Source organism: Virgibacillus litoralis, assembly GCF_017873675.1.
Lineage (GTDB): Bacteria > Bacillota > Bacilli > Bacillales > Amphibacillaceae > Lentibacillus > Lentibacillus litoralis.
Genome location: NZ_JAGGKK010000012.1, coordinates 22,970 through 48,384, shown reverse-complemented (window position 1 = coordinate 48,384; position 25,415 = coordinate 22,970). Strand labels below are relative to the sequence as shown.

Here is a 25,415-nt window from a genome sequence, read left to right as displayed (position 1 = left end):
GTCATTTGAATATAAAAGCAGGTATTATCGGATGTGGTTCAATCGCTAAGTTTCGTCATGCACCAGAGTATAAGGCAAACCCATATGTAAGTGAAATTGTTTTTTATGATAGAAACCCGGAGCGTTCAGCGGAATTAGCGGAGCTGTTTGACGGAAGCGTTGCAGCAACCGTTGATGAATTGTTAGCAGACCCCTCAGTACAGGTTATTAGTGACAGTTCTTCAAATGAAAATCATCACGTTTTTTCAACCAAAGCATTGCTTAGTGGCAAGCATGTCTTATGTGAGAAGCCTATCTCCCTTACAATCGATCATGCAAATGAAGTGGTCGAGGCCCAAAGGAAATCCGGGAAAAAGTTAATGGTGGACCACAATCAGCGATTTACCCGCGCCCACCAAAAAGCCAAGGAAATACTCAACAATGGTGAACTTGGTAAAGTTCTCACATTTAGAACTACTTTTGGGCATCAGGGGCCAGAGCATTGGGGTGTAAATAAAACAAACTCAACATGGTTCTTCAAAAAAGACCGCTCAGGCTTCGGTGTTGCAGGTGATTTAGGTATTCATAAGCTGGACCTGATCCATTACCTATTGGATGATGAAATCGAACAAGTCAGCGCTTTTCAAGGAGCACTTGATAAGGTTGATGAGAACGGTAAACCGATTGAAGTTTGTGACAACATTGTTTCCAGCTTGAAGACAAAACAGGGCCGACTAGGTACAGCAGCTTTTTCCTGGACTTATTATGGTGAGGAAGACAATAGCACAATCATCTATTGTGAAAAAGGAATGCTGAAAATTTATCATAATCCTGAGTATCAAATTGAGGTGATTACCAAAGATGGTGAACAGATAAATTATCAGCTTGAAACCATCCAAACGAATGATAACCAGACAAATACAGGGGTTATCGACGCATTTATTGATTGTGTCCGCCTTGATGAGGAGCCGCTTGTAACTGGCCAGGATGCACTGTCATCACTCAAAGTGGTCCTCGGTATTCTGGAAGCCGCAGAGAAGAATAGTGTTGTAAAGATTTAAGCGCGCAGTTTAATATTTAAATAGTCTAGTTAAGTAGCCCCTTCCTGAAAATATTCAGGAAGGGGTTTTTAAGTTGCTAAGTTTTCTAACACAGTTAATTATAACTGGATAATATTTACTATATTTTTACTGAACATAGGTGAAAGGAATGATTTTGGGGAAACAGGGTTAAATTAAGATAATATTTTAGTATAATTGAAAATATTCAAATAAGTTAAAAGGATGTGAATATTTTATGATCACAAAGGGGTATATTAAGCAGTTATTTCTGTTTTTCCTTCTGGCAATGGTTGTTGTTATACTATTTGCCAGTCAGGAAAAGCCCTTTGTAACAGCATCTGAAGATACGGCAGAAACAGTAAATGAGAATGATCAGTTAGCGGACAAGCTTGACGAAATTCTCCGTCACGAAAGTCTGGAAGGCACAAGTACAAGTGTCAGTGTTCGGGAAGCTAATACTGGTGAACAACTCTATGCGCGTTCTGGTGACGAACGCCTTCATCCGGCATCTAATATGAAGCTATTGACAGGTGCGGCAGCTATGGAGACATTGGGGCCAGATTATCGATTTACCACAGAGATGCTGACGGATGGTAATATCAATGGAAATGCCCTTCAGGGGAATTTATACCTGAAAGGAAAAGGTGATCCGACACTGATGAAAGGTGATCTGGATCAATTTGCAAAAGAATTAAAAGATCAAGGTATCAATGTCATTCAGGGCGATTTAGTGGGTGATGATAGCTGGTATGATGATGTCCGCCTGTCACTGGACCTAAACTGGTCTGATGAACCTTATTACACGGGTGCACAGGTTTCAGCACTGTCCTTATCGCCAAATGAAGATTATGATGCGGGAACGGTAATTGTTGAGGTTTATCCGGCTGATAAAGCTGGTAGTAAACCTGACGTCAGCGTTACGCCTGCGACCGACTATGTCACGATTGTCAATGAAGCCAAAACAGTCCCGGCTGGCGAAAAAAAGGACATTTCTATTGAACGGCAGCACGGGACAAATGACATCTTAATTGAGGGCACCATTCCTGTTGACGGGACACGCTCCAGATCATGGGTTTCTGTTTGGGAGCCGACAGGATATGCACTTGATGTATTTAAAAAATCGCTTGAGGAAAATGGGATTAAACTGACAGGCAATTCGGATGTGACAAAAGGTGTAGCGCCTAAGGATGCAACTGTTCTTGCTTCAAGAAAATCGATGACTTTGGAAGAGCTCTTTATTCCGTTCATGAAATTGAGCAACAACGGACATGGTGAAATTCTAGCAAAAGAAATGGGGAAAGTGGTACATGGCGAAGGAAGCTGGGATAAAGGGATCGATGTCATTGAAGATGTGGCAGCTGATCTTGGCGTAGACCGTGATACAATCCTTTTGCGGGACGGATCAGGTATGTCCCATAAAAACATGATTCCGAGCAATGAACTTACCAAGTTTTTGGCTGCAGTTCAGGACAAGAGCTGGTTCCCGGCATTTGAACACTCCCTGCCAGTTGCTGGAGCACCAGAACGTCTTGTTGGTGGCACACTCAGGTATCGTATGACGTCATCGCCGGCCCAGGATAATGTTGTAGCCAAGACCGGCTCATTAACAGGTGTTTCAACACTTTCCGGCTATGTCACGTCACAGGATGGAACAGAATTGGTGTTTTCCATTATGCTTAACAATTATCTAGGCAATTCGGATACTTCCATTGAGGATTCAATTGCAACAACATTGGCAAAGCATGAATTCCAGTAATAACGAAAAAGCCTGGGACATAACTAAAGACAAATAATAACAGGATAATATGTTAAGAACGTTCATTTTCAAATACGTAATTATTATAAATTGCGAAGTAACTTTTGCCTCAATCACTTCCGTTTTTAGGATATACTGCCAATTCAGCCAAGACATCATGAAAATCAGCCATCACAGCGATTAACTCAGTATCTTTAAATTTACACAAAATTGTCGATATTTTATTGCCACTTCTTTGTCCTGAAAATCGAATATAGTTACACAAAGTATTATTTTTGAAAAAAATAATACAAACAACATAAAATGTCGTATAACCATGAGAAAGACTGTATATATAGGTTAAACGACTTATAGTAGATTAATTGTTGGTACCCCTATTGTTATTGTTGAATGAAAGCAAAAGGGTAGCGAGGAAATGCCTGAAGCAACTTTGGCGGACATGAGGGACCTTATTTTATGGAAAACAAGCAATATTAGGGTTTAGGCGGACACCAGATACCTTATTTGCTGGAATCACCATTATTTCATTTGGATATATGTTAAATAAGTGCACCTGTGTCCGCGTATTCCTCAAAAAGCCCTTTTTTACCGAAATAGCAGCTCCTGTGTCCGCTAAATATCTGGAAGCAAATGACGTACAGCTATTAGAAAGAAAAAAGGCTTGTAGAAATACCAAGCCTTTTTTAACAGTGCATTTAATTGTAAAAATTGTGCAAGTATCAAGTGTCTCCTAATCTAATCAGCAGCTTTTTAATAGCCTACCTCAACAGCAGCATTGACGATATACATCAAATCATTGTCATCCTGTTTATCTTCGAGAATAATTCCACTCGAAGTAGCCATTCCGCCATCTGTAACATCGACAGTTACCGTACCATATGGAATGATATCTTTTACTTTTTCAACGTTTAAGTTATCACGGTCGAGCGGAACAGCCAAGCGAACATTTACTTTCATATTTTCAATCCGCTGATCAGGAAGGCTCTTCGCAATCCCTGGCATTGAATTTCCGTATATCGCATCTTCAACTGCACGAATTGAGGCCTTTGTGACATCCTGGCCATGCACATCTATTCCGGTACCAGTTTGAATAAAAAGAATTTTTTCCATGCTGAATCACTCCTTGTCGAGTTGTTTTATAGGTAGAATTCCCATTTTAAAAATCTCATAAACACAAACTCGCCATTATTAGCCAAATTAGTGTAAAACTTATATCAAAGAAACATTGGGATGTGAGTTCTCTTATAGGGAGTACTTTCATAAAGATAAGAACTATCAGGGTCCATTTTATTTGAAATTCTAGTAAATAATGTAGCATAGTAGATGTAGTAGTATTTATAAAAGTTACTTTAATAGGAGGATTATAGATGAGTACAATGGATGAAGTTGTTGATGGTTGGTTGAAACATAGGCTAGTAGTTCAAGAATTGCTGGAACAAGTGGATGACGAACAAGTTCAGTACAAACCTTGGGATAATGCGAAGTCACTAGGTGATTTGGCGATTCATATAGCAACATCGATGGACATGTTTGTTAAAACAGTGAAAAACGGGGAGTTCACTCCTCCGCAAGAGGAATCAGATTATGAGTCAATGCGTGATGTACGGGAAATTCTTAAGAAATATACGGAAACAACCAAGCAGGATCTGAAATCTCTTTCCAAATCACAACTAACAGATGAAGTTGAGTTCAATAAAGATATTGCACCAGGAAGTTTCTGGCTTTCTAATGCAATTGATCATGAGATACACCATAAAGGTCAATTATTTACATACGCTCGTATGGCGGGTGTTAAAGCAGTACCATTTTTCATGAAGCATCCTTCAGAATTGAAATAAATGGTTTATCAACTAAGAAGAGGCTGACTTTAAATTCAGCCTCTTCCTAGTTAATTTTATTAGGTAATACCGTGTGCCACGATAGCATCAGCCACTTTTAGAAATCCAGCAATATTTGCACCTGCCACCAGATTGCCAGGTGTTCCAAACTCCTCTGCAGCTTGCATACTTTTCCGGTAGTTATCTTTCATGATTTCTTTTAACTTAATATCAACTTCTTCAAATGACCATGATAGTTTCCCGCTATTTTGTGCCATTTCTAAAGCAGAAACAGCTACGCCTCCAGCGTTGGCAGCTTTTGACGGCGCAAAAAGAATATCATTTTCCAGAAATACATTGATAGCTTCCAATGTAGACGGCATGTTCGCACCTTCACCGACGACACTAACACCATTCGCTACTAGCATTCTTGCAGTCTCTTCATCAATTTCATTTTGTGTCGCACATGGCAAAGCAATGTCACATGGGATGGACCAGATATCCTTGCAATCCTCGGAATACAGAGCATGAGGATGGTCTTTCACATATTCACTGATTCGTTCTGATGCATCTTCCTTCAGTCTTTTTATCGTATCAAGATTTATTCCATTTTCATCAAAAATAAAGCCATCAGAATCACTGCAAGCCACAACTTTTGCGCCAACTTCTATAGCCTTTTCAATCGCATAAATGGAGACATTACCTGAGCCTGAAACAACTACAGTTTTTCCGTTGAAGTCGAGATTTTTGTCCTTCATCATTTCCTGAACAAAATATACAGTGCCATAGCCAGTAGCTTCACGACGCGCTAAACTTCCACCATATTCAAGTCCTTTACCTGTTAATACGCCTGCTTCAAAGCCACCGCTTAATTTTTTAAACTGCCCAAACATGAAGCCAATTTCTCTGGAGCCGACTCCGATATCGCCTGCTGGCACATCGATTTCCGGACCGATATATCGGTGTAATTCGGAAGTAAAGCTTTGTGTAAATCGCATTATTTCCATCTCTGATTTACCCTTAGGGGCAAAGTCAGATCCGCCTTTTCCGCCTCCAATTGGCTGTCCTGTCAGTGAGTTTTTGAAAATTTGTTCAAACCCTAAAAATTTAACAATGCTGGTATTCACAGAAGGATGGAAGCGTATACCACCTTTATATGGACCGATTGCACTGTTGAATTGAACACGGAATCCACGATTTACCTGTACAGTGCCAAGGTCATCTACCCATGGCACCCTAAATGTTATAACTCGTTCCGGTTCGACGATTCTTTCTAATATGCCGTAATTAATATATTTAGGATATTTATCAAATACAGGGATTAGAGAGTCGAATATTTCCTTTACTGCTTGAAGAAATTCGTATTCGTTGGGGTTACGTTTTTCAACTGTGTTATATACTTTATTTACATAATCTTCGGCAATTTGGTTTTCCTTTTTTAAAACTTCTTGCACTGTATCCATGCAGCTCCTCCTTTAATATTTCAATATCATAGTTAGGTAATGATAACAAGGAAAAAAATCTGAAGCTTACTATATGTTTAAATCCTTAATCGACATGGGATATGCTCCGAAAGTGACTTTATTATTACTATGAAAACAAAATGGATTCATTTTGATGAAACTACTATTATATACTTATAATCTAAAGAGTGCAAAAATTGATGATCCAGAATTACGCTTATCTTAAACTTTTAATTTAACTAAACTTTCAACTATACTTAAGTTACAGACTTTGATTTTGAAGGAGGAATCAAATGGATAATACGATACAGACTTATTTTGAAAATTTACAATCCGGCGATAAGAACCTACAATATGAGGCTTTTAACAATATTATTGACGCTACAAAAGTTGAAGTGGACTGGGCATACGAGGTTTGGGATCAATTGGTGGATGATTTAACGAATTCTAATAACCACCAAAGAGCCAGAGCTGCACAGTTTTTATGCAGTTTGGCAAAAAGTGACCCCGAAAAGAGGATGTTACATGACTTTTCAGCAGTATGGGAAGTAACAGAAGATAAAAAATTTGTCACAGCCAGACATAGTCTGCAATCAATGTGGAAGGTAGGTCTTGCAGGTACTGAGCAAAAAGAGATGGTTATCAAGCACCTCGTTAATCGTTTTAATAATTGCCCTTCCGAAAAAAACTACACATTAATTCGCTTCGATATTATTAAAAACCTTAGTAATTTGTATGACGTATTGAATGAAGAAGAGATAAAGAACACAGCACTGAATTTAATTGAAAAAGAAGAAGACAAGAAGTACAGGAAAAAGTATTCCTCTGTATTTTAGGTTTAATGATTTAATTTTCTAACTATTGATATTATAATGAAAATATAGGAAAATAGTAAAAATATATTTAATAATTCATAGTATAAGAGAAATTAGGAGGTAGAAAGATGCTTATAAAAAATGATTATGTAAGTAAACATGATGTTGAATTTGTAAAAGAAAATGACAGTATGGAAGATGCGTTAGATAAACTGGAGGAAACCGGTTATCGCTGTATTCCGGTATTGGATGAATCAGAGTCTAAATACGTCGGTAATATTTACAAAGTTGATTTACTTGAATATGAAAGAGAACATTCCCTCGAGGGACCCATCAAGGAGCTTGTTTCTGATCAAGGTGGCTTTGTGAAAGAAGATGATCCATTCTTTAAGGTATTTTCTTCGATTAAGCGTCTCCCTTTTCTTGCAATCATTGATGATTCAGAAGAATTTATTGGGATATTAACAAACGGAAATGTTATTCAGGTGCTGGAAAATGCCTGGGGAGCAAATATTGGAAGTTATTCCCTGACAATTGGAACGCTTGAATACGCAGGGGTCCTAAGAAAGATGCTTAAAATTGTTAATAAATACTGTAATGTGCAGAGTGTTATTTCGCTGAATAATGGATCTAAGTATGTCAGAAGAGTTTGTATTGTACTCCCAGAAGAAGCTGACGAAAAAATGGTAAACAGCATTAAAAAAGATATGGATAAAAATAATTTTACTGTAACAGACGTAGAAAAATTGAATTAATCAATTTTGCAGTTTTTATCTTTTTGTCAACAATCTTTCAAATAAAAATAAGAGAATATTGTAGACATTTCTCTTTAACATGGTAAAATTTAATAGAGTACATTAAAGGGGATATTTCTATGAAACTATGGTTCAGAAAAATTTCAGTTATCCTTATTGCAATTATGACCTTAGGGATCTATGTCCCGCAAATTTCTCTGGAAACCGAAGCAGAGGAAAGTAGTGAGGCTATTTCACCGAAGTCGGATATTGATGAATCCGTTTCAGTTGCCTTACCCGAGGTCAGTAATGAAACGGAACCTGATCAAATTTCTGACGAAGAAGTCCTCATTAATGAAATAACCAAAAAAGCCAAAGAGCAGACATTTACCAAAATGGGACCTAAGATTGTAACACATGTAGAAGATGATTTCTTGACTGCTATTTTGCCTAAAATTGAGGAATCCCTTAATTTGATTTTAGCAGAAGCAGGAGAAGATGAAGTCCCTTATTACAACATTACGGAACGGCCATCACAGGGCCATGGGGAAAAGATTTTTAATATATATGATAATCGAACAAAAAAAGATATTGCACGATTCCATGTTCGGCGTGATAATCGACCTTTGGAAGGGTTCTGGTTTAATTTCCATTATCATTTAAGCAGTGATGGGTTTGAAAATCACCATGAAATTGGTGAAATATACTGGGATAAAAACAGTCCGCCTAAATGGATGACATAATGATAAAAAGCCTGGTTTTTACGCCAGGCTTTTGTTTTTATCTAGGAAACTATAAAATTTAAGTGCTCTAGATAACTGGACTCCCGAATCAGCCACGTCCAGCTCCAGCGCCTAGCGCCTAGTGGACTTCCCTCCCCGTGACTACGATAAGTCAACATCGAATCGCTTACGCTCTTCGTGTATCCTTTATCTCACACGGGTCAGTCCAGTCCATACGGCGCTAAACAGGCGCTTGCGCTTTTGTTTGTCTAAGGTATCATTATATAATGGATGAGTATAGTGATTAATGAAGCTATAAAAGGAAGGTAGTTTATGTCTGAAGAGAACATTACCAGGATAAATATAGATGATAAAGAATTAATCCTCATTGGAACTGCGCACGTGTCAAAGCATAGTGCAGAACAGGTGAAAGAGGTTATCGAAGCAGAAAAGCCTGACTCTGTTTGTATTGAATTGGATGAACAACGATATAAGTCAATTGTCGATGGTAACAAGTGGAAGGATATGGATATATTTAAAGTTATTAAAGAAAAGAAAGCGACCCTGCTTTTAATGAACCTTGCTATCTCATCCTTTCAAAAACGCATGGCAAAGCAGTTTGGTATTAATGCAGGACAGGAAATGATTCAAGGGATTGAATCAGCAAAGGAGCATGGTGCTGGCCTTGTACTTGCGGATCGGAATATCCAAACCACCTTTTCCCGTATTTGGAGTGGTATCGGACTAAAGGGTAAAGCTATGCTTCTCATGCAAGTTATTGGTAGTATTTTTACGAAAGAAACAATATCTGAAGAAGAATTGGAAAAAATGAAGTCACAGGATATGTTAAATTCAATGCTGCAGGAGTTTACCGATAGTTTCCCTAAATTAAAAAAGCCTTTAATTGATGAGCGTGATCAGTATTTATCCCAGAAAATTAAAGAGGCACCAGGCACGAAAATTGTTGCTGTATTGGGGGCGGCACATGTTCCCGGGATAAAACAGGAAATTAATAATGAACATGATTTGGAACGTTTGGATGAGGTACCTCCTAAATCTAAGATTCCTAAAATTATTGGTTGGTCAATCCCAATTCTTATTCTGTCAGTTATTGCTTATACCTTTTATGCAAACCCCTCAGCAGGTATCCAGCAAACGATAAGCTGGGTATTATGGAACGGTTCTGTTTCAGCGATTGGAGCCGCAGCTGCCTTAGCACATCCGCTTGCAATTCTTACTGCTTTTGCAGCGGCCCCATTAACCTCACTTAATCCGTTAATCGCTGCTGGCTGGTTTGCCGGAATTGTTCAAGCTTATATTCGCAAACCAAATGTAGCTGATTTTGAAGCTATTTCAGAGGATGTATTTAGTGTGAAGGGTTTTTGGCATAATAAAGTAAGTCGTATTCTGCTTGTCGTTGTGTTGGCAAATTTGGGGAGTTCTTTGGGAACATTTATTGGTGGAGCCGATGTGATCCGTTTATTCATCGAAAACTTGTAGCACAGTAAGAAAGCTGGAGGGTGTCCATGTATTTAATTGCTGAACAGCCGTATTATAAGGTTCAACGGGAAGTAAGCAGTATCGACCAAAGAGATGTTGAGTATGAACGTACCATCTATATGTATAATGACAAGATTGTAACGCAGCATCGTGAATTTTCGATTGAAAATGTACTTGATATGTCTTATCGGGTTATTGGCCAAAAAGGCGGTCTATTGTATTTACACACCAATAAGGGAGTCTATTCCTATACGGTAAAATCATCTCCGCAACAATTTATTGATGCGTTTAAAGAGCATGTGAAATATAACTAATATAACAACGTCAGAACAATTCCTAATCACAATTGTCTGGCGTTTTTATATTGCATTTCTTAATATAATCATTTATAATTAATTATAATATTCTGAACATACTATCCGGTTAGTAAGTTTAATTAATATAAATAAGCAGGAGATGAAGAGATGGATTTTTCGTACTCTGAAAAAGTTATCGATATGCAGAAGAAACTGACAGATTTCATGGAGGAGCATGTTTATCCAAACGAAAAAGTTTATGATGAGCAATTGAATCAGCAGGAAAGTCGTTGGTCAGCTGTTCCGCCAATTATGGAAACATTAAAAGAAAAGGCCAAGGCACAAGGGCTTTGGAATTTATTTTTACCAGATAGTGAGTATGGAGGCGGATTAACAAATCAGGAATATGCCCCGCTCTGTGAAATTATGGGACGCTCGATGATTGGCCCTGAGGTGTTTAATTGTAATGCTCCAGATACAGGCAATATGGAGGTGTTGCATCGCTACGGGACCGAGGACCAAAAGGAAAAGTGGCTGCTCCCGCTTCTTAATGGTGAAATTCGATCATGTTTTTCGATGACAGAGCCTGATGTTGCTTCAAGTGACGCGACAAATATTGAATCAAGCGTTGTCAGAGACGGTGGCGAGTATGTAATTAATGGCCGGAAGTGGTGGTCATCTGGAGCTGGTGATCCACGATGTAAGGTTGCGATTGTTATGGGGAAAAGCGACCCGGAAGCTGCTCGGCATGAGCAACAGTCGATGAATTTGGTGCCACTTGATACTCCAGGGGTAAAAGTGGAGCGAATGCTTCCTGTGTTCGGTTATGATCATGCACCACATGGGCATGCAGAAATTACATATGAAAATGTTAGAGTCCCTGCTGAAAATATGATCTGGGGGGAAGGAAAAGGTTTTGCGATTGCACAAGGGAGACTTGGTCCTGGACGCATTCATCACTGTATGCGATTAATTGGTGCTGCAGAACGGGCGCTTGAAGATTTATGTAAGCGTGTACAAGATCGCGTAGCTTTTGGCAAAAAATTAGCAGACCAGGGTGTCGTTCAGGTATGGATTGCTGAATCACGAATAGATATTGAACAAGCCCGGTTATTAACGTTAAAAGCAGCCTATATGATGGACACGGTTGGCAACAAAGAAGCTAAAACGGAAATAGCAATGATCAAAGTTGTTGCACCAAATATGGCATTACGGGTAATAGACAGAGCAATTCAGGCGTTTGGTGGTGCAGGGGTTAGTGATGATGTCACGCTTGCAGCACATTGGGCGAATGCGCGGACACTCCGATTAGCCGATGGTCCGGATGAAGTACATCGCAGGCAGATAGCAAAATTAGAGCTTCGAAAACATTCATAAAATGGAGGGAAAGTATCATGAACGTACTAGAACTTTTTAAGCTAGAAGGCAAGACGGCAATTGTTACAGGAGGAGGACGTGGTCTTGGGGCGCAAGTTGCCCAGGGATTAGCAGAAGCAGGTGCTAATGTTGTCGTGTGCTCCCGTAAACTTGAGGCATGTCTGGAAATGAGTGAGGAGCTGAAGAAATTAGGTGTTGATTCACTGGCATTCAGCTGTGATGTTACAAACCAGGAGGATATTAAAAAAGTAGTTGATGAAACAAAAGCTCACTTTGGATCCATTGATATTCTTGTGAATAATAGTGGTGCTACATGGGGCGCACCAGTTGTGGATATGCCGATTGAAGCTTGGCAGAAGGTAATGAATGTAAATGTAACAGGCACGTTTTTAATGAGTCAGGAGGTTGGCAAAGTAATGATTGAGCAGGAAGGCGGTAAAATCATTAACATCGCTTCAATTGCCGGCTTTGGCGGAACAGATCCAAGATACATGGACACTATCGGCTACAATACGAGTAAAGGGGCAATTATGACGTTCACGAAGGATTTGGCGACTAAATGGGGACAGCATAATATTAATGTAAATGCCATTGCACCAGGATTTTTCCCAACAAAAATGTCAAAAGGGTTAATTCACACAGGAAAAGATAAAATTTTAGAAGGAACGCCATTAAATCGCTTGGGAAGTGACGCGGATTTAAAAGGGGCGGCATTATTCCTGGCATCAAAGGCATCTGATTATGTCAGCGGTGATATTCTATCAGTAGATGGCGGTGCACATGCATTATAAATATATCAAACTAGCGAGGAATATAATATGAAAGAAAAAATAACAACGCAGAGTATTATACTTTTTGAGAAAAAAGGATTCAGTCAAACGTCAATCCAGGATATTGTCGATGTGCTGGAGGTAACCAAAGGGACATTTTATTATTATTTTTCAAGTAAAGAGCAGCTGTTAATGGACATTCACTCTGATTACATTACCAATCTATTAGAACGGCAGCAGCTTATTTTGGACAACCAAGATCTTTCGCAAAAAGAGAAATTAAGCAGGACAATCCGGTTACTGGTAACAGATATTGCTGATAAAGGGCCAAGTGCACGGGTGTTTTTCCGTGAGGTGAGGCATTTGGCTAATGACAACATTGAAAATATTAAAAAGAAGCGTGATCAGTTTCGTCTGAATATCGAAAAGACGGTAAATGAAGGTGTACAGCAAGGTGAATTCCGTAAAGGTCTGCGGACAGATATGATTACGTTTGGGATCTTAGGAATTACAAATTGGAGTTACCAGTGGTATAAGCCAGATGGCGAAGTGTCGATTGATGACCTGGTGGAGATCTATGTAGATATGATCCTGAAAGGGATTGAGCAGTAGGAGGTGAGGTAGGCTGGATATTCTGAATATAAAAGTTCGAGTCAGTGAAACAGACCTGTTAGGCCACATTAACAATGCGAGTTATTTTATTTATATGGAAGAGGCAAGAATTGATTTTTTGAAAAAGCTTGGAATTGATATTGAAAATGGTAATTTTGCTTTTATGCTGGTGTCAGCAAAGTGTGACTTTATCAGGCAAGGTTATTTCGGAAAGACACTCAAAGTCGCCACTGAGGTATTAAAGATTGGAACAAAAAGTATAACGCTGACAAGTAGGATGACGGAGAGTGAATCCGGTGATTTGATTGCTAGAGGTGAGGTAGTACTTGTTTATTTTGACGTACATGCAGAGCAAACAATAGAGATTCCGGAGTCATTCAAGGATAAGCTGCAGGCGCATATGAAGGGAGATGACTGAGATGAAATCCGGTTTTAAAGATACAATTCGCGTCCGGAATGGTGAAGAACTCAATAAAGATCCACTATTGAAATTTATCAGAGAAAATATCGCAGGAGTTCCTGATGGACCGCTTGAAGTTGAACAATTCGGTGCTGGCCACTCCAATTTGACATATTTATTGCGAATAGATGACTGGGAAGCAGTATTGCGCAGGCCACCATTAGGTCCAGTTGCCCCAAAGGCACATGATATGGAGCGGGAGTATACGGTGTTGTCGGGTTTACATCCATCATACCCGACAGCACCAAAGCCTTATGTGTTTTCGGATAATACTGACATTGTAGGCAGCCCTTTTTTTATCATGGAACGAAGAAAGGGGATTGTACTGGATACCGAATTTCCTGAGGGGATAGTGTATGATAAACCGCTGGGACGCAAGGTTTCAGAGTTAATGGTAGACAAGTTAGTAGAATTGCATCAAATAGATTACACGAAAACCAGCCTCGTCAACATTGCTAAGCCGGATGGATTTATGGAGCGTCAGGTGAAGGGATGGATTAAGCGGTACAATCGTTCAAAGACTGATGATGTACCAGGGATAGCTGAGTTAACAGACTGGCTTACGGATAATATTCCGATATCGCCTGACCCAACGATTATCCATTACGATTATAAGTTGAACAATGCTATGTTTTCCGAAGATTTTAGTGAAATGACAGGGTTGTTTGACTGGGAAATGACAACTGTAGGTGATCCATTGGCAGATCTTGGGGCTGCCATGAGTTATTGGATAGAAGCGGGTGATCCAGAATTATTAAAAAAGGGACTTGGAAAGCCACCTGTGACCGTAATGGAAGGATTTTTTACCCGTGCGGAGTTTATCGAGGATTATGCAAAGAAAAGCGGTCGTGATGTCTCAAGTATTCACTTTTACCAGACATTCGCGTACTTTAAGCTCGCAGTAATTTGTCAGCAGATTTATTTCCGATACAAACAAGGGCAAACAAGTGATTCAAGATTTTCTCAATTTGATAAATTTGTATCCAACCTGATTCAATATGCGTTGCATACTGCCAAGGGTGTGTGACGTCTTTGAAGGTCCATCTTCTCTGGAAAAAAGAAGAAATCGATGATCTGCAAATGAATGAGGATAAAATTGCGGTCGTGTTTGATGTGCTGCTTGCCACATCAACGATAACAACGTGTTTGGCCTATGGAGCAAAACAGGTAACGCCAGTACTGAATGAAAAGGAAGCGTTAGAAGAAGCGGAAGTAATGGAAGAGGATGATGTTTGTCTTGTTGGAGAGCGTGATGGCATAACGATTAAGGGGTTTTTGGACCCTGTTCCATTATATCTTAAGAACCATATAGCTGGAAAAAAGGTGGTGTTGTCAACAACGAATGGAACCGTAGCTATTCGAAAAGCAGCAAATGCAAAAAAGGTGTATATGGCATCCTTGTTAAATGGCGAGGCAGTCGCTCGCCGTTTGATTGAAAGATATGACAATGAATCGATTGTCGTTGTTTGTTCCGGATCAAACAATTCATTTTGCATCGAGGATCTTTATGGAGCTGGATATTTTATTGATCAGCTTGTAAGTGGCTATAGCCATGAACAGGTAGATCTAACGGACAGCGCCATGGCAGCAAAGCTGTTTTATGAAAATTTAAGTGATCAATCGGAAAATGTGCTTCGTAAATCACATGTAGGAAAGATGATGGCTGCATATGGTGTTGAAAATGAAGTGGAATTTGTTAGCAGAAAGGGCATATTGTCCGTTGTGCCAAGGTTATTTGACGGGAAAACAATTGTTGCAGAAGACTAAATTTTATATGGAGGATTGCTATAGTTATGAAAGCAGTACAATTTAACGAATATGGTGGACCAGATGTGCTGGAGGTTATTGATACAAAAGCACCAGCATTCAGCGAAGATGATGTATTAATTGAAGTACAAGCGGTTGGTGTTAATTATGCAGACACTGCCAGGCGTGAGGGTCAATATGTAGTACCAACTAATCTTCCGTTCATCCCAGGTGCAGAGGTAGCAGGGGTGGTCAGCGAAGTTGGTTCCAATGTAAAAAGTATACAAAAAGGTGCAAGGGTTGTCGCACTAATTGAATCTGGAGGCTATGCTGAATATGCAGTCGTACCGGCAGCATCAGTAATTCCTGTTCCGGATGGTGTGGAATTTGAACGTGCAGTCGCACTTCCCTTACAAGGATTGAGTGCCTATCACATCTTAAAAACGATGGGCCGATTAGAAGAAGGTGAGACGGTTCTTGTCCATGCAGCTGCTGGTGGGGTTGGTTCGTTGGCTGTCCAGCTTGCAAAGTTATTTGGAGCAGGAAAGGTAATCGCAACTGCCAGTAACGAGGAGAAATTGGCGTTTGCGAAGAAGATGGGTGCAGATCATGCTGTTGATTATACCAAGGATGACTGGGAATTAGAGGTTCGCGAATTAACGGGTGGAGAAGGTGTTGATGTTGCACTGGAAATGGTCGGAGGTGAAGTTTTTCATAAAACGATTGAATGTTTAGCGCCATTTGGCCGTCTGGTTATCTATGGAGCAGCAAGTGGTGAACAGGCAAAATTTTACCCAGGTGCACTAATGAAACGTAATCAATCTGTTGTAGGATTTTTCCTGCCGCAAATCATGCGAAAGCCAAAGCTTTTTCAAAATAGTCTAAGTGAACTTTTAATATATGTACAAAAAGGAGAGCTAAAACTAACGGTAGGCGGAACATACCCATTAGCAGATGCCGCAAATGTTCATGCTTTAATGCAGGGAAGAAAAACAAAAGGAAAACTTGTTTTAATTCCGTAGTATCATCGTAGGGAACTTTTCTTGGAGGATTTGTTGCATATTAGTCTTCGTAGTTGATCTAACCTTTGACAACAATTTATGATAGTTTCCTTTCATCCTTTATAAGATGAGTGCTAATCCAACGCTGCGGAAAAATACTCGCTTTCCATGGGGAACGCTTCAGCCTCCTCACGAGCAAAAACCGCTCGTTGCGGGGTCTTCAGACTGTTCCGTTTCCATAGGAGTCTCGCATTTTTCCGCAGCTTAGAATAACTCTACGAACCGTTAATCTTATGGAATATAACTGCTTATTAATCAGGAAATCTCTATCAGTGGAGGCAGAATACACAGACTCCTACAGGAACAGCACGAGATAGTTTTTCAGTGGCCTCCTCGCTGTCCCACAGGAGTCTCGCATGATTCCAATTGCTGGTTTAAATGGTTAAAAAATATAGTGACACAAAACCCAGCGGAGGAAATACACGGAGACTCCTGCGGGAATAGCAACAGCTGAAGATCCCGCAGGAAGCGGTTTTTGCTTCCGAGGAAGCTGAAGCGTTGCCCGCGGAAAGCGAAGTGTATTTCCGGAGCGGTGTCATAGCACTTTAGTAATTTTCTGCATTTAACAAGAAACTTTTATATAACAGCCTATCGTAAAATATGCAAATAACGAATAAGTTTAATGTAAGCGTTACCAAATTAAGGGGAGGAATACTAATGAATAAAACATGGTTAAAGCACTACCCGGAGCATATTAAGAAGGAGCTAGAAATACCCAACGACTCGGTCCCAGATATGCTAAAGAATGCAATTGCCAATTATGGGGATCATCAAGCACTTTATTTTTATGGAAAAGAAATCACCTATAAGGAACTTGGAACACAAACAGGAGCATTCGCTTCGTCTCTTCAGCAAGATGGCAATGGCATTAATAAGGGAGATCGCGTAGCTCTCATGCTTCCAAACTGCCCGCATTACGTCATAAGTTATTATGGAACGCTACAAGCCGGTGGAACAGTTACACAGGTGAATCCGATGCTCGTTGGAAAAGAACTTGAGCATATATTAACCGATTCAGGAGCAGAAACAATCGTTATCTATGAACCATTACTTCCCGTCTTGAACCAAATTATTGATAACACATCTGTTAAGCGCGTGATAAAAGTAAACCTCGAAGGACGAGACACCGAAGATAGCATAGCAGTGGGATTCACAGCTTTTCTGAAACAAGCCCAGCGACCACCCGAGCCGGTAGAAATTGATCCGAAAGAAGATTTGGCTGTACTGCAATATACTGGTGGAACGACAGGACGTTCAAAGGGAGTTATGCTTACACACCGTAATATATTGACGAATACGCTGCAAGTCTATGAATATTTTAAAGACGAAATTCAGTCCGGGAAAGACCGCTATCTGACGGTAATACCTCTTTTTCATGTGTTTGGGATGACAGCCTGCATGAATCTTTCCATTTACACCGGATCACTAAGTATCATGCTGCCAAAATTCGAGTTGGAGGAAGTGCTGCAAACGATCAAAGACTTGAAGCCAACCTCGTTCCCTGGGGTTCCGACGATGTATGTAGCATTAACAAGTCATCCAAAAGCAGAAGAGTATGGAATTGACAGCATACGTATTTGTAACAGTGGCAGTGCTCCAATGCCAGGTGAATTACTGCGTTCTTTTGAAGAAAAAACCGGGGCTAAAATCCTGGAAGGTTACGGTCTTTCAGAGAGTGCACCAGTTACACACTGTAACCCGTTTTTTGCCGAGAGAAAACCAGGCAGTATCGGCATAGGAATCCCGTCTACTGACTACAAAATTGTTGATTTAGCAGAGGGAACTGAGGAAGTCCCTGTTGGCGAAACTGGCGAAATAGTCATTCGGGGTCCACAAGTAATGAAGGGATACTGGAATATGCCGGAAGAAACGGCCAACACGCTTCGTGATGGCTGGTTATACACAGGAGACATTGCCCGTATGGACGAAGATGGCTATGCCTATATTGTTGATCGTAAAAAGGACCTGATTATTGCAAGTGGGTTTAATATTTATCCTCGGGATGTGGAAGAGGTTATTTATGAGCATCCAGCCGTCCAGGAAGCGGTTGTTGTTGGCATCCCTGATGCATATCGGGGAGAAACCGTCAAAGCAGTTGTTGTATTAAAAGATGGCAAGCAATGTGATGAAGAAGAGCTTATCGCATATTGCAAAGAAAATATGGCGTCCTATAAAGTGCCGCGGGTAGTCGAATTCCGGGATGAACTTCCAAAGACAAATGTAGGAAAGATTTTACGACGGGCAATTAGAGATGAAAGTTTACAGAAATAAGTAACTGGAGGTAATAGGGTGTATTGAAGCGCCCTATTAGCTCCCTCTTACATTAAACATACTAACTAGTTGGTTAGTAAGGAGGAATAAATCTATGACGAACAAAACGATACATAAGGTTGCAGTTATTGGATCAGGTTCCATGGGTCATCAAATTGCCATGCTTAGTGCACTTGGAGGGTTTGAAACACATCTGCAGGATATTCAGGAAAGCGCACTGGACAAAGCGAAAGAGCAGTTGGAAGGGCACATGGTAAAATGGGTGAATAAGGAAAAAATTACTGAGGAAAAGAAGAACGCTGCTTTTGCTAGTCTTCACACGACAACAAGTCTAAAAGCAGCTGTGCAGGATGCCGACTTGGTTATTGAAGCAGTAGTTGAAAAACTGGACGTAAAACGAGAAGTATTTTCCGAACTGGAAAAGCTTGCACCGCAAAAAGCTATACTGGCAACAAATAGCTCAACAATAGTCAATTCCAAGCTAGCTGAGGTAACAACAAGGTCTGACAAAGTACTAAATATGCATTTCTTTTTTCCACCGCTTGTAATGGATTGTGTGGAAGTGGTTAAAAGTGATCAAACGTCAGATGAAACTGCACAAACAGCAATGAATTTTTGCGAGCAGATTGGCTGGACCGGAGTGCTATTGGAAAAAGAAATCTATGGTTTTATAGCAAATCGTCTGCTATTTGCCATATCAAAAGAAGCGCTTTACTTGTACGAGGAAGGCTATGCGGATTTTGAAGCAATTGATTTGATAACCAAAAAGGCTTTAAAACATCCGATTGGACCATTCGAGTTGATGGATCTGTCTGGAATTGATGTTGGATATTATGCAAACCTCCAGCTTTATCAGGAAACAGGAGATCCAAAAGACAAACCGGCAAAATCGGTAGAGGAAAAGGTGAAAGCAGGAAATCTTGGCAGAAAAACAGGTAAGGGCTGGTATGACTATACGAAAGGGGAGAAATAAATGGGACAACTTGTTTCCTTTAAAAAAGAAAATGGTATTGCGGTGATAACGATTGATAATCCACCATTAAATGTAATGGGACAACAGGTACAACAAGAGTTAAAAGAGGTTACAGAAAAGGTGGAAGCCGATCCAGAAGTGGTATGTGTTGTACTTACTACTGCTGGAACGAAGGCATTCATGGCTGGAGCGGATATAAAGGAATTTCCAAACATGATCGGAAATCCTGATATGCGTTCAGGTGTGATGGAAATGCATAACATGTTAAATAATCTGGACAACTTGCCAAAGCCAACAATTGCGGTACTTGACGGACTTACCTTTGGCGGTGGCTGTGAACTTGCATTAACTTTTGATATTCGTATTGCCGAGGAACATACGACAATAGGTCTTCCGGAAGTAAAGCTTGGCTTGTTCCCGGGTGGCGGTGGAACCCAAAGACTGCCCCGACTTGTTGGAGAAGCAAAAGCCAAAGAGCTTATGTTTACCGGCGAACCGATTACGGCAGATGCAGCCGAGAAAATAGGCTTGGTGAATCATGTTGTTCCAACTGGTGATGGGCTGAATAAGGCTATGAATCTAGCAAATCAAATTGCTGACAAATCACTCCAGTCACTATCAAGAATTAAACAAGCCGTCGACGAAGGAATAGAAATGAACCTAAAGGATGGCATTGACCTAGAGGCAACTCTCTTTACAGATGTCTTTCAAACCGATGATGTTAAAGAAGGTGTACAGGCATTTATTGAAAAAAGAAAAGCGAACTTTAAGCATCAATAGGGAGAGTGAATAATTTGGCAACTATTAAAACCGGAAATTATGGTGGTTCTTACTTAGTTAATCAGATAGAAGCGAATGAAGCGTTTTTCCCGGAAGATTTAACGGACGAACATAAGATGATTGAAAAGACAGCACAGCAATTTGCCATTAAAGAGGTTGAACCACGTCACGAAGAGATTGAAGCACAGCAGTTTAATGTTGTCGTTGACCTGATGAAGAAGGCGGGAGATCTTGGACTGCTTGCCCACAGCATCCCGGAAGAATTTGGAGGCTTAGGACTAGATAAGATTAGCAAAGGTATTGTCGGGGAGCAGATTGGACGGACTGGAAGCTATGGCGTAGCACACTCCAATCATACCTGTATTGCAACACTGCCAATTACCTATTACGGTACAACCGAGCAGAAAGAAAAGTATCTTCCTAAACTTGCAAGCGGAGAATATATTGGTGCTTACTGTTTAACAGAGCCTGAAGCAGGGTCTGATGCGATGTCAGGGAAGACAACTGCAGTCCTGAACGAAGCAAAAACACATTACCTGTTAAATGGTACGAAAATATATATTACGAACTCCTCTTTTTCGGATACATTTATTGTTTATGCTAAAGTAGATGGGGAAAAGTTCACTACTTTTATCGTGGAAAAAGACTTTCCAGGATTGAAGCTTGGACCCGAGGAGAAAAAGATGGGAATTAAAGGCTCGTCAACAAGATCCGTAATTTTAGAAGATTGTGAAGTCCCTGTTGAAAACCTGCTTGGAGAGATTGGCAGGGGTCATATCATTGCGTTTACGGTCTTAAATCTTGGACGGTTTAACCTTGGATCAGCCTGTGTCGGCGCATCCAAATATGCATTGAAAGAAACCGTATCCCATATTAAGGAACGGAAGCAATTCAAGCAAGCACTTGCTGACTTTGGAGCTTCCAAGGAAAAAATAGCAAAAATGGCAGCACGAATTTATGCGTCTGAATCAATGCAATACAGAACGTCTGCATTATTGGAGCAAGCAATGAAAGGACTTGACCAGGAGGCGGATAAACGAGTTGTCGCGGCCGGTTTATCGGAATATGCCCTGGAATGTGCAGTGTGTAAGGTATATGGCTCGGAGACATTGGATTATCTTGCTGATGAAGGCCTTCAGCTACACGGCGGAGCAGGATTTATCAACGAATACCGGATTGAACAGATATACAGAGATTCTAGAATCAATCGTATATTTGAAGGGACGAATGAAGTAAATCGACTGCTCTTAACAGGACAGTTTTTGAAAAAATCACTGAAAGGAGAGCTACCTTACGAGCAAGCGGTAACGAATGCCTTTCAACGGTTGAAAGAGGAGCACAATGGCCAGGATAAGCACGTAAAGCTAATCGAGGATTTAAGGGCGATGTATCTTGTACTAGTAGAGCTTGCCCGTCAGAAGTTTGGCGAACAGCTGGAAACACAGCAAGAAGTCCTCATGAAACTATCAGACGTGGCTATCCACTTGTATGCATCCGAGTCAGCAGTGCTGCGTACCAAAAAAGAAATAGATTCCAAAGGTGAAGCACCACTAAAGGAAATGCTGATGGAAACGTCACTTGAAGAAGCATATAACCAGGTGCTGATCATAGTAAGGCAGCTTGATCAGGAGCTCTTCGAAAATAACGATGTAATCAGAAAGCAGGTTTATTCTATGCTCATGAGTCATTCTTTCTCAGGCTCAATCAATCGAAACAGGAGTATTGCAGCGAGGATATATGAGGACGACGGGTATAGCAGCTGATCTTTTGATAAATAAGTGGTTCAATCGGGGAGTGCAGCCCCTTGATTGAACCGCTTTTTTAATCTTGTATCTCGGTTGGTTGATATACCGCATTTCGCGGTTGATATACGGCGTTTTGAGTCGATATCTCGAATTCCCGGTTGATATACCGAATTCCCAGTTGATAAACCGATTTCTCGGTCGATATACCGCATTCCAAGTTGATAAACCACATTCCAGGTCGATATATCACAATTCCAATTAACAAAAGCCTATTGCATCAAAAGAAAGAGCATTAAATTGCGCCTGTGCAATCCAATGCTCCACTCTACTATACATTTATTGTTTCAATTTCATCCCGATAAACTTCAACTCGGTCATATCTTCAACAGCATATTTTACGCCTTCCTTACCGATACCGCTTTGTTTAACACCGCCATATGGGTGATTGTCCTGGCGGTATGTTGATATTTCGTTAATCCATACGCCGCCCATTTCAAGACTATCGGCAACACGCAATGCCCGGTCCAGGTCTTTTGTAAAAACACCTGCCTGCAGCCCGTAAATAGAGTCATTGGAAAAGCCAACTACTTGATCTTCTGTATCAAATGGAATGACCGATACAATCGGCGCGAATACTTCTTCTGCGATAATTTTCATGTTTTTATCAACATCTGTCATGATAGTGGGCGTTAATATTGTCCCGTTTTGTTCACCGCCTGCTGCTATAGTTGCCCCATTCTCTACGGCATCGTCAATCCATTGCTTGGCCCGTTCTGCTTCTTCTTCACTTATCATTGGCCCTATATCAGTGTCTTCATCCTTGGGGTTTCCAATTTTTAAGTCATTTGTCTGTTTAACATATTGCTCCAGAAACTGATCATAGATATTTTTCTGGACATAAACCCGCTGTGCTGAAATACATACTTGTCCTGAAAAAGCAAAGGCCCCTTTGACTAAAAGCTTAACCGCTTGTTCTACATCTGTGTCGTCGAATAGTATATTCGGTGAGTTCGAACCAAGCTCAAGGGTAACCTTTTTTAGCCCGGCAGTTTTTCTAATTGATCTGCCGACGGGCAAGCTTCCCGTGAATGATATTTTGTGAACTTTATCGTGTTGCACAAGTGGTTCTCCGACGTCCTTACCAGTTCCAAGTACAAGATTTAATACACCATCCGGGAGGCCAGCTTCTGTAAATAATTTTGTAAGCATATGAGCAGATATTGGTGTTTTTTCAGCTGGTTTAAAAATGACGGTATTTCCTGCAGCAATTGCTGGTGCGATTTTGTGCAGTGATAAATTTAATGGAAAGTTAAAGGGAGTGATTGCGCCAACAACGCCGAGCGGTATTCGTTTAACTAATCCCAGTCGTCCTTCACCGCCTATTGCTGCATCCATTGGAACTACCTCACCAGATATGTGTTTTGCCTGTTCTGATGCGAAGCGGATAACCTGGACTGCACGCCCGACTTCACTCCGGCTGAACGTAATTGGTTTTCCAGCTTCTTTAACAATTGTTTGTGCAAATTCTTCGGTGTTCTCTTCCAGTAAATCTGCAGTTTTGCGTAGAATATCAGAACGCTCATGTGCTGCCAGGCTTTTCATTGTGTTATGGAACGTATCAAATGAATTAGTGATGGCATCCTCAAGATCATCCCGGGAAGCTAGCGCTATCTCTTCCACTTTCTCATTGTTATATGGGTTTATAACAGCCTTGGTATTCTCGCTGGTAGTGCGCTCCTGACCATTAATAATCGAACCTATCATTGATATCCTCCTTCCTTATAGCTAACATATAATATCGCCTAATTTCTCGGTTAATTTCATGTTCTCACTGTAATCAACCGGGCAATCGATAAACACAGGTTTATTCATTGCTATCGCTTCTTCCAGTGCTGGCTTCAAGTCTTCTGCTTTCTCTATTTTCATTGCTTCGAATCCATATGATTCAGCAAGTTGAATATAGTCAGGGTTGCCAAATTTAATATAGGCTGAACGGTCGAATTTCTTTAACTGGTGCCATTCTATTAGCCCGTATCCATCATCTCTCCACATTAATACAATAATTGGCAGGTTCAGTCGCTTAGCTGTTTCCAGTTCAGCACCTGTCATTTGAAAAGAACCATCTCCACATACTGCCACAACATTACGTTCCGGGTGAACCATTTTTGCAGCAATTGCACTTGGAACAGCCACCCCCATAGAAGCAAGGCCGTTCGATATTAGACATGTGTTCGGCTCGTAACAGTGATACATTCGGGCCATCCACATTTTGTGTGCACCAACATCAGATATAGCAATATCGTCTTCTTTTAAAACAGACCGTAAATCGGCAATGATCTTTTGTGGCTTTACAGGGAAACTGGAATCATCCTTAAATGATTCAAATTCATCCAAGGCCTTCTTTCTTACCCCTGCCACCCATTCCATATTTCTTTCCTTGGACTCAAGTTGTTCCCCTAACTGTTGAAGGTTTGCTTTTAAATCTCCTAAAACACTTAGAATAACTGGATAATTCTCATCGGTCTCAGCTTCCTCGGTATCGATATGAATAACCGACTTTTTGCCATCCGGATTCCAATCCTTAGGAGAATATTCAGCCATATCAAAACCAATGGTAATAATTAAGTCAGAACTGTCAAAGCCACATGTAATGTAATCCTGTCCGCCAATCCCTGCTGTTAGCAAGCTGTGCTCGTTTTCCCAGGACACAGTTCCTTTTCCCATAAAAGAATTGACAATAGGCAAGTGGCTTTTATCAATCAGGCTCCGCATTTCAGTTATAGCCTCTTGCCTGGTAATACCATTTCCGGCAAGAATAATTGGGTGCTTTGCCTCCTCAATCAATTTTACAGCACGTTTAATTATTTTAGGGTTTGCTTCAGTGTGCGGTCTGTCAGTTGGTTTTATTGGAGATGCATCAACCTCCATGTCAGCAATATCTTCAGGCAGGTCAATATGTGTTGCTCCCCATTTCTCCTGTCCTGCTACTTGGAAAGCTTTGCGAACGACTTCCGGTGTGATTTCGCCTGTCTTAATTTGGGCATTCCACTTTGTTACAGGTTCATACATGTTTATCAAATCATAGTACTGGTGGGAAATTTTATGATGCCGGCTTAGTCCAGCTTGGCCGGTAATTGCAACCAAAGGATCATGATCCATATTAGCATTGGCAACGCCTGTCATTAGGTTTGTTGCACCTGGACCTAATGTAGCTAAACAAACACCTGGTTTCCCAGTTAATCTGCCGTATGTACCTGCCATAAAAGCAGCGCTTGTTTCGTGTCTTGTTACGATAAAGTCAATAGTAGAATCGTAAAGTGCATTAATGACATCGATATTCTCTTCACCTGGAACTCCGAAAATATATTCAACTCCCTCGTGCTCCATACATTTAACGAGTAATTCCGCAACGTTCATCAGCATCCATCCTTAATTTTTTTATTAGTTAAAAAAGTCTTCCTGCCTTAGTACTTTTCA

Annotated in this window: 23 protein-coding genes; 19 read left to right on the top strand and 4 right to left on the bottom strand. The window is 40.5% G+C overall.

Annotated elements, in window-relative coordinates; genetic code table 11:
- Positions 1-5 precede the first annotated feature (5 nt).
- Complete coding sequence (locus J2Z82_RS11375; protein ID WP_209480914.1) at positions 6-1,040, top strand: Gfo/Idh/MocA family protein; 1,035 nt, start codon at positions 6-8, stop codon at positions 1,038-1,040.
- A gap of 235 nt (positions 1,041-1,275) precedes the next feature.
- Complete coding sequence (gene dacB, locus J2Z82_RS11370; RefSeq protein ID WP_209480913.1) at positions 1,276-2,796, top strand: D-alanyl-D-alanine carboxypeptidase/D-alanyl-D-alanine endopeptidase; 1,521 nt, start codon at positions 1,276-1,278, stop codon at positions 2,794-2,796.
- A gap of 750 nt (positions 2,797-3,546) precedes the next feature.
- On the opposite strand, the gene J2Z82_RS11365 is transcribed toward dacB, so the two are convergent.
- Positions 3,547-3,906 (bottom strand): Lin0512 family protein, encoded by a 360-nt coding sequence (locus tag J2Z82_RS11365; RefSeq protein WP_209480912.1) that lies wholly within the window; start codon positions 3,904-3,906, stop codon positions 3,547-3,549.
- A 257-nt stretch (positions 3,907-4,163) separates the two neighbouring features.
- On the opposite strand from J2Z82_RS11365, the gene J2Z82_RS11360 reads away from it, so the two are divergent.
- Positions 4,164-4,634, top strand: coding sequence for a DinB family protein (locus tag J2Z82_RS11360; protein WP_209480911.1), 471 nt, complete (start codon positions 4,164-4,166; stop codon positions 4,632-4,634).
- Between the two features lie 59 nt (positions 4,635-4,693).
- Here J2Z82_RS11360 and gdhA read toward each other — a convergent pair whose 3' ends face one another.
- The gene (gene gdhA, locus J2Z82_RS11355) at positions 4,694-6,076 is read right to left on the bottom strand and encodes an NADP-specific glutamate dehydrogenase (RefSeq protein WP_209480910.1); all 1,383 of its coding nucleotides are present in this window, start codon (positions 6,074-6,076) and stop codon (positions 4,694-4,696) included.
- A gap of 293 nt (positions 6,077-6,369) precedes the next feature.
- Here gdhA and J2Z82_RS11350 point away from each other — a divergent pair, with 293 nt between their 5' ends.
- The 16 genes from J2Z82_RS11350 (at position 6,370) to J2Z82_RS11275 (ending at position 21,956) form a co-directional block, all read left to right on the top strand.
- On the top strand, positions 6,370-6,912 hold the full coding sequence (locus J2Z82_RS11350) for a hypothetical protein (protein WP_209480909.1): 543 nt from the start codon (positions 6,370-6,372) through the stop codon (positions 6,910-6,912).
- Between the two features lie 107 nt (positions 6,913-7,019).
- Positions 7,020-7,646 (top strand): cyclic di-AMP binding protein CbpA, encoded by a 627-nt coding sequence (gene cbpA / locus J2Z82_RS11345; protein WP_209480908.1) that lies wholly within the window; start codon positions 7,020-7,022, stop codon positions 7,644-7,646.
- A gap of 119 nt (positions 7,647-7,765) precedes the next feature.
- Positions 7,766-8,368 carry a YpjP family protein gene (locus tag J2Z82_RS11340; RefSeq protein ID WP_209480907.1) on the top strand — a complete coding sequence of 201 codons (603 nt, stop codon included), beginning with the start codon at positions 7,766-7,768 and terminating at the stop codon, positions 8,366-8,368.
- 312 nt (positions 8,369-8,680) lie between these two features.
- The gene (locus J2Z82_RS11335) at positions 8,681-9,847 is read left to right on the top strand and encodes a TraB/GumN family protein (RefSeq protein ID WP_209480906.1); all 1,167 of its coding nucleotides are present in this window, start codon (positions 8,681-8,683) and stop codon (positions 9,845-9,847) included.
- Between the two features lie 26 nt (positions 9,848-9,873).
- On the top strand, positions 9,874-10,161 hold the full coding sequence (locus J2Z82_RS11330; RefSeq protein WP_209480905.1) for a hypothetical protein: 288 nt from the start codon (positions 9,874-9,876) through the stop codon (positions 10,159-10,161).
- Between the two features lie 150 nt (positions 10,162-10,311).
- A complete protein-coding gene (locus J2Z82_RS11325) occupies positions 10,312-11,520 on the top strand; it encodes an acyl-CoA dehydrogenase (protein ID WP_209480904.1) in 1,209 nt (402 codons plus the stop codon).
- A gap of 17 nt (positions 11,521-11,537) precedes the next feature.
- Complete coding sequence (locus tag J2Z82_RS11320; RefSeq protein WP_209480903.1) at positions 11,538-12,311, top strand: SDR family oxidoreductase; 774 nt, start codon at positions 11,538-11,540, stop codon at positions 12,309-12,311.
- A 27-nt stretch (positions 12,312-12,338) separates the two neighbouring features.
- Positions 12,339-12,902, top strand: a complete 564-nt coding sequence (locus J2Z82_RS11315; protein WP_209480902.1) for a TetR/AcrR family transcriptional regulator — start codon at positions 12,339-12,341, stop codon at positions 12,900-12,902.
- A gap of 13 nt (positions 12,903-12,915) precedes the next feature.
- Positions 12,916-13,320 (top strand): acyl-CoA thioesterase, encoded by a 405-nt coding sequence (locus J2Z82_RS11310; protein ID WP_209480983.1) that lies wholly within the window; start codon positions 12,916-12,918, stop codon positions 13,318-13,320.
- A complete protein-coding gene (locus J2Z82_RS11305; RefSeq protein WP_209480901.1) occupies positions 13,313-14,389 on the top strand; it encodes a phosphotransferase family protein in 1,077 nt (358 codons plus the stop codon). The genes J2Z82_RS11310 and J2Z82_RS11305 overlap by 8 nt, the downstream gene beginning before the upstream one ends.
- On the top strand, positions 14,386-15,129 hold the full coding sequence (locus tag J2Z82_RS11300; RefSeq protein ID WP_342453631.1) for a 2-phosphosulfolactate phosphatase: 744 nt from the start codon (positions 14,386-14,388) through the stop codon (positions 15,127-15,129). The genes J2Z82_RS11305 and J2Z82_RS11300 overlap by 4 nt, the downstream gene beginning before the upstream one ends.
- A 26-nt stretch (positions 15,130-15,155) precedes the next feature.
- Positions 15,156-16,130: a quinone oxidoreductase family protein gene (locus J2Z82_RS11295; protein WP_209480900.1), complete on the top strand. Its 975-nt coding sequence runs from the start codon at positions 15,156-15,158 to the stop codon at positions 16,128-16,130.
- Positions 16,131-16,826: 696 nt separating this feature from the next.
- Positions 16,827-18,440: a long-chain-fatty-acid--CoA ligase gene (locus tag J2Z82_RS11290; RefSeq protein WP_245251551.1), complete on the top strand. Its 1,614-nt coding sequence runs from the start codon at positions 16,827-16,829 to the stop codon at positions 18,438-18,440.
- A gap of 94 nt (positions 18,441-18,534) precedes the next feature.
- Entirely contained in the window at positions 18,535-19,413 is an 879-nt protein-coding gene (locus J2Z82_RS11285; RefSeq protein ID WP_209480898.1) for a 3-hydroxyacyl-CoA dehydrogenase family protein, read from the top strand.
- A complete protein-coding gene (locus J2Z82_RS11280) occupies positions 19,414-20,193 on the top strand; it encodes an enoyl-CoA hydratase (protein ID WP_209480897.1) in 780 nt (259 codons plus the stop codon). It abuts the gene before it with no gap.
- Between the two features lie 14 nt (positions 20,194-20,207).
- The gene (locus J2Z82_RS11275) at positions 20,208-21,956 is read left to right on the top strand and encodes an acyl-CoA dehydrogenase family protein (protein ID WP_209480896.1); all 1,749 of its coding nucleotides are present in this window, start codon (positions 20,208-20,210) and stop codon (positions 21,954-21,956) included.
- A 318-nt stretch (positions 21,957-22,274) separates the two neighbouring features.
- Here J2Z82_RS11275 and J2Z82_RS11270 read toward each other — a convergent pair whose 3' ends face one another.
- Together J2Z82_RS11270 and J2Z82_RS11265 are read right to left on the bottom strand one after the other, a co-directional pair.
- Positions 22,275-23,702, bottom strand: a complete 1,428-nt coding sequence (locus J2Z82_RS11270) for an aldehyde dehydrogenase family protein (protein ID WP_209480895.1) — start codon at positions 23,700-23,702, stop codon at positions 22,275-22,277.
- Positions 23,703-23,723: 21 nt separating this feature from the next.
- On the bottom strand, positions 23,724-25,355 hold the full coding sequence (locus J2Z82_RS11265; protein WP_209480894.1) for an acetolactate synthase large subunit: 1,632 nt from the start codon (positions 25,353-25,355) through the stop codon (positions 23,724-23,726).
- Positions 25,356-25,415: the final 60 nt, after the last annotated feature.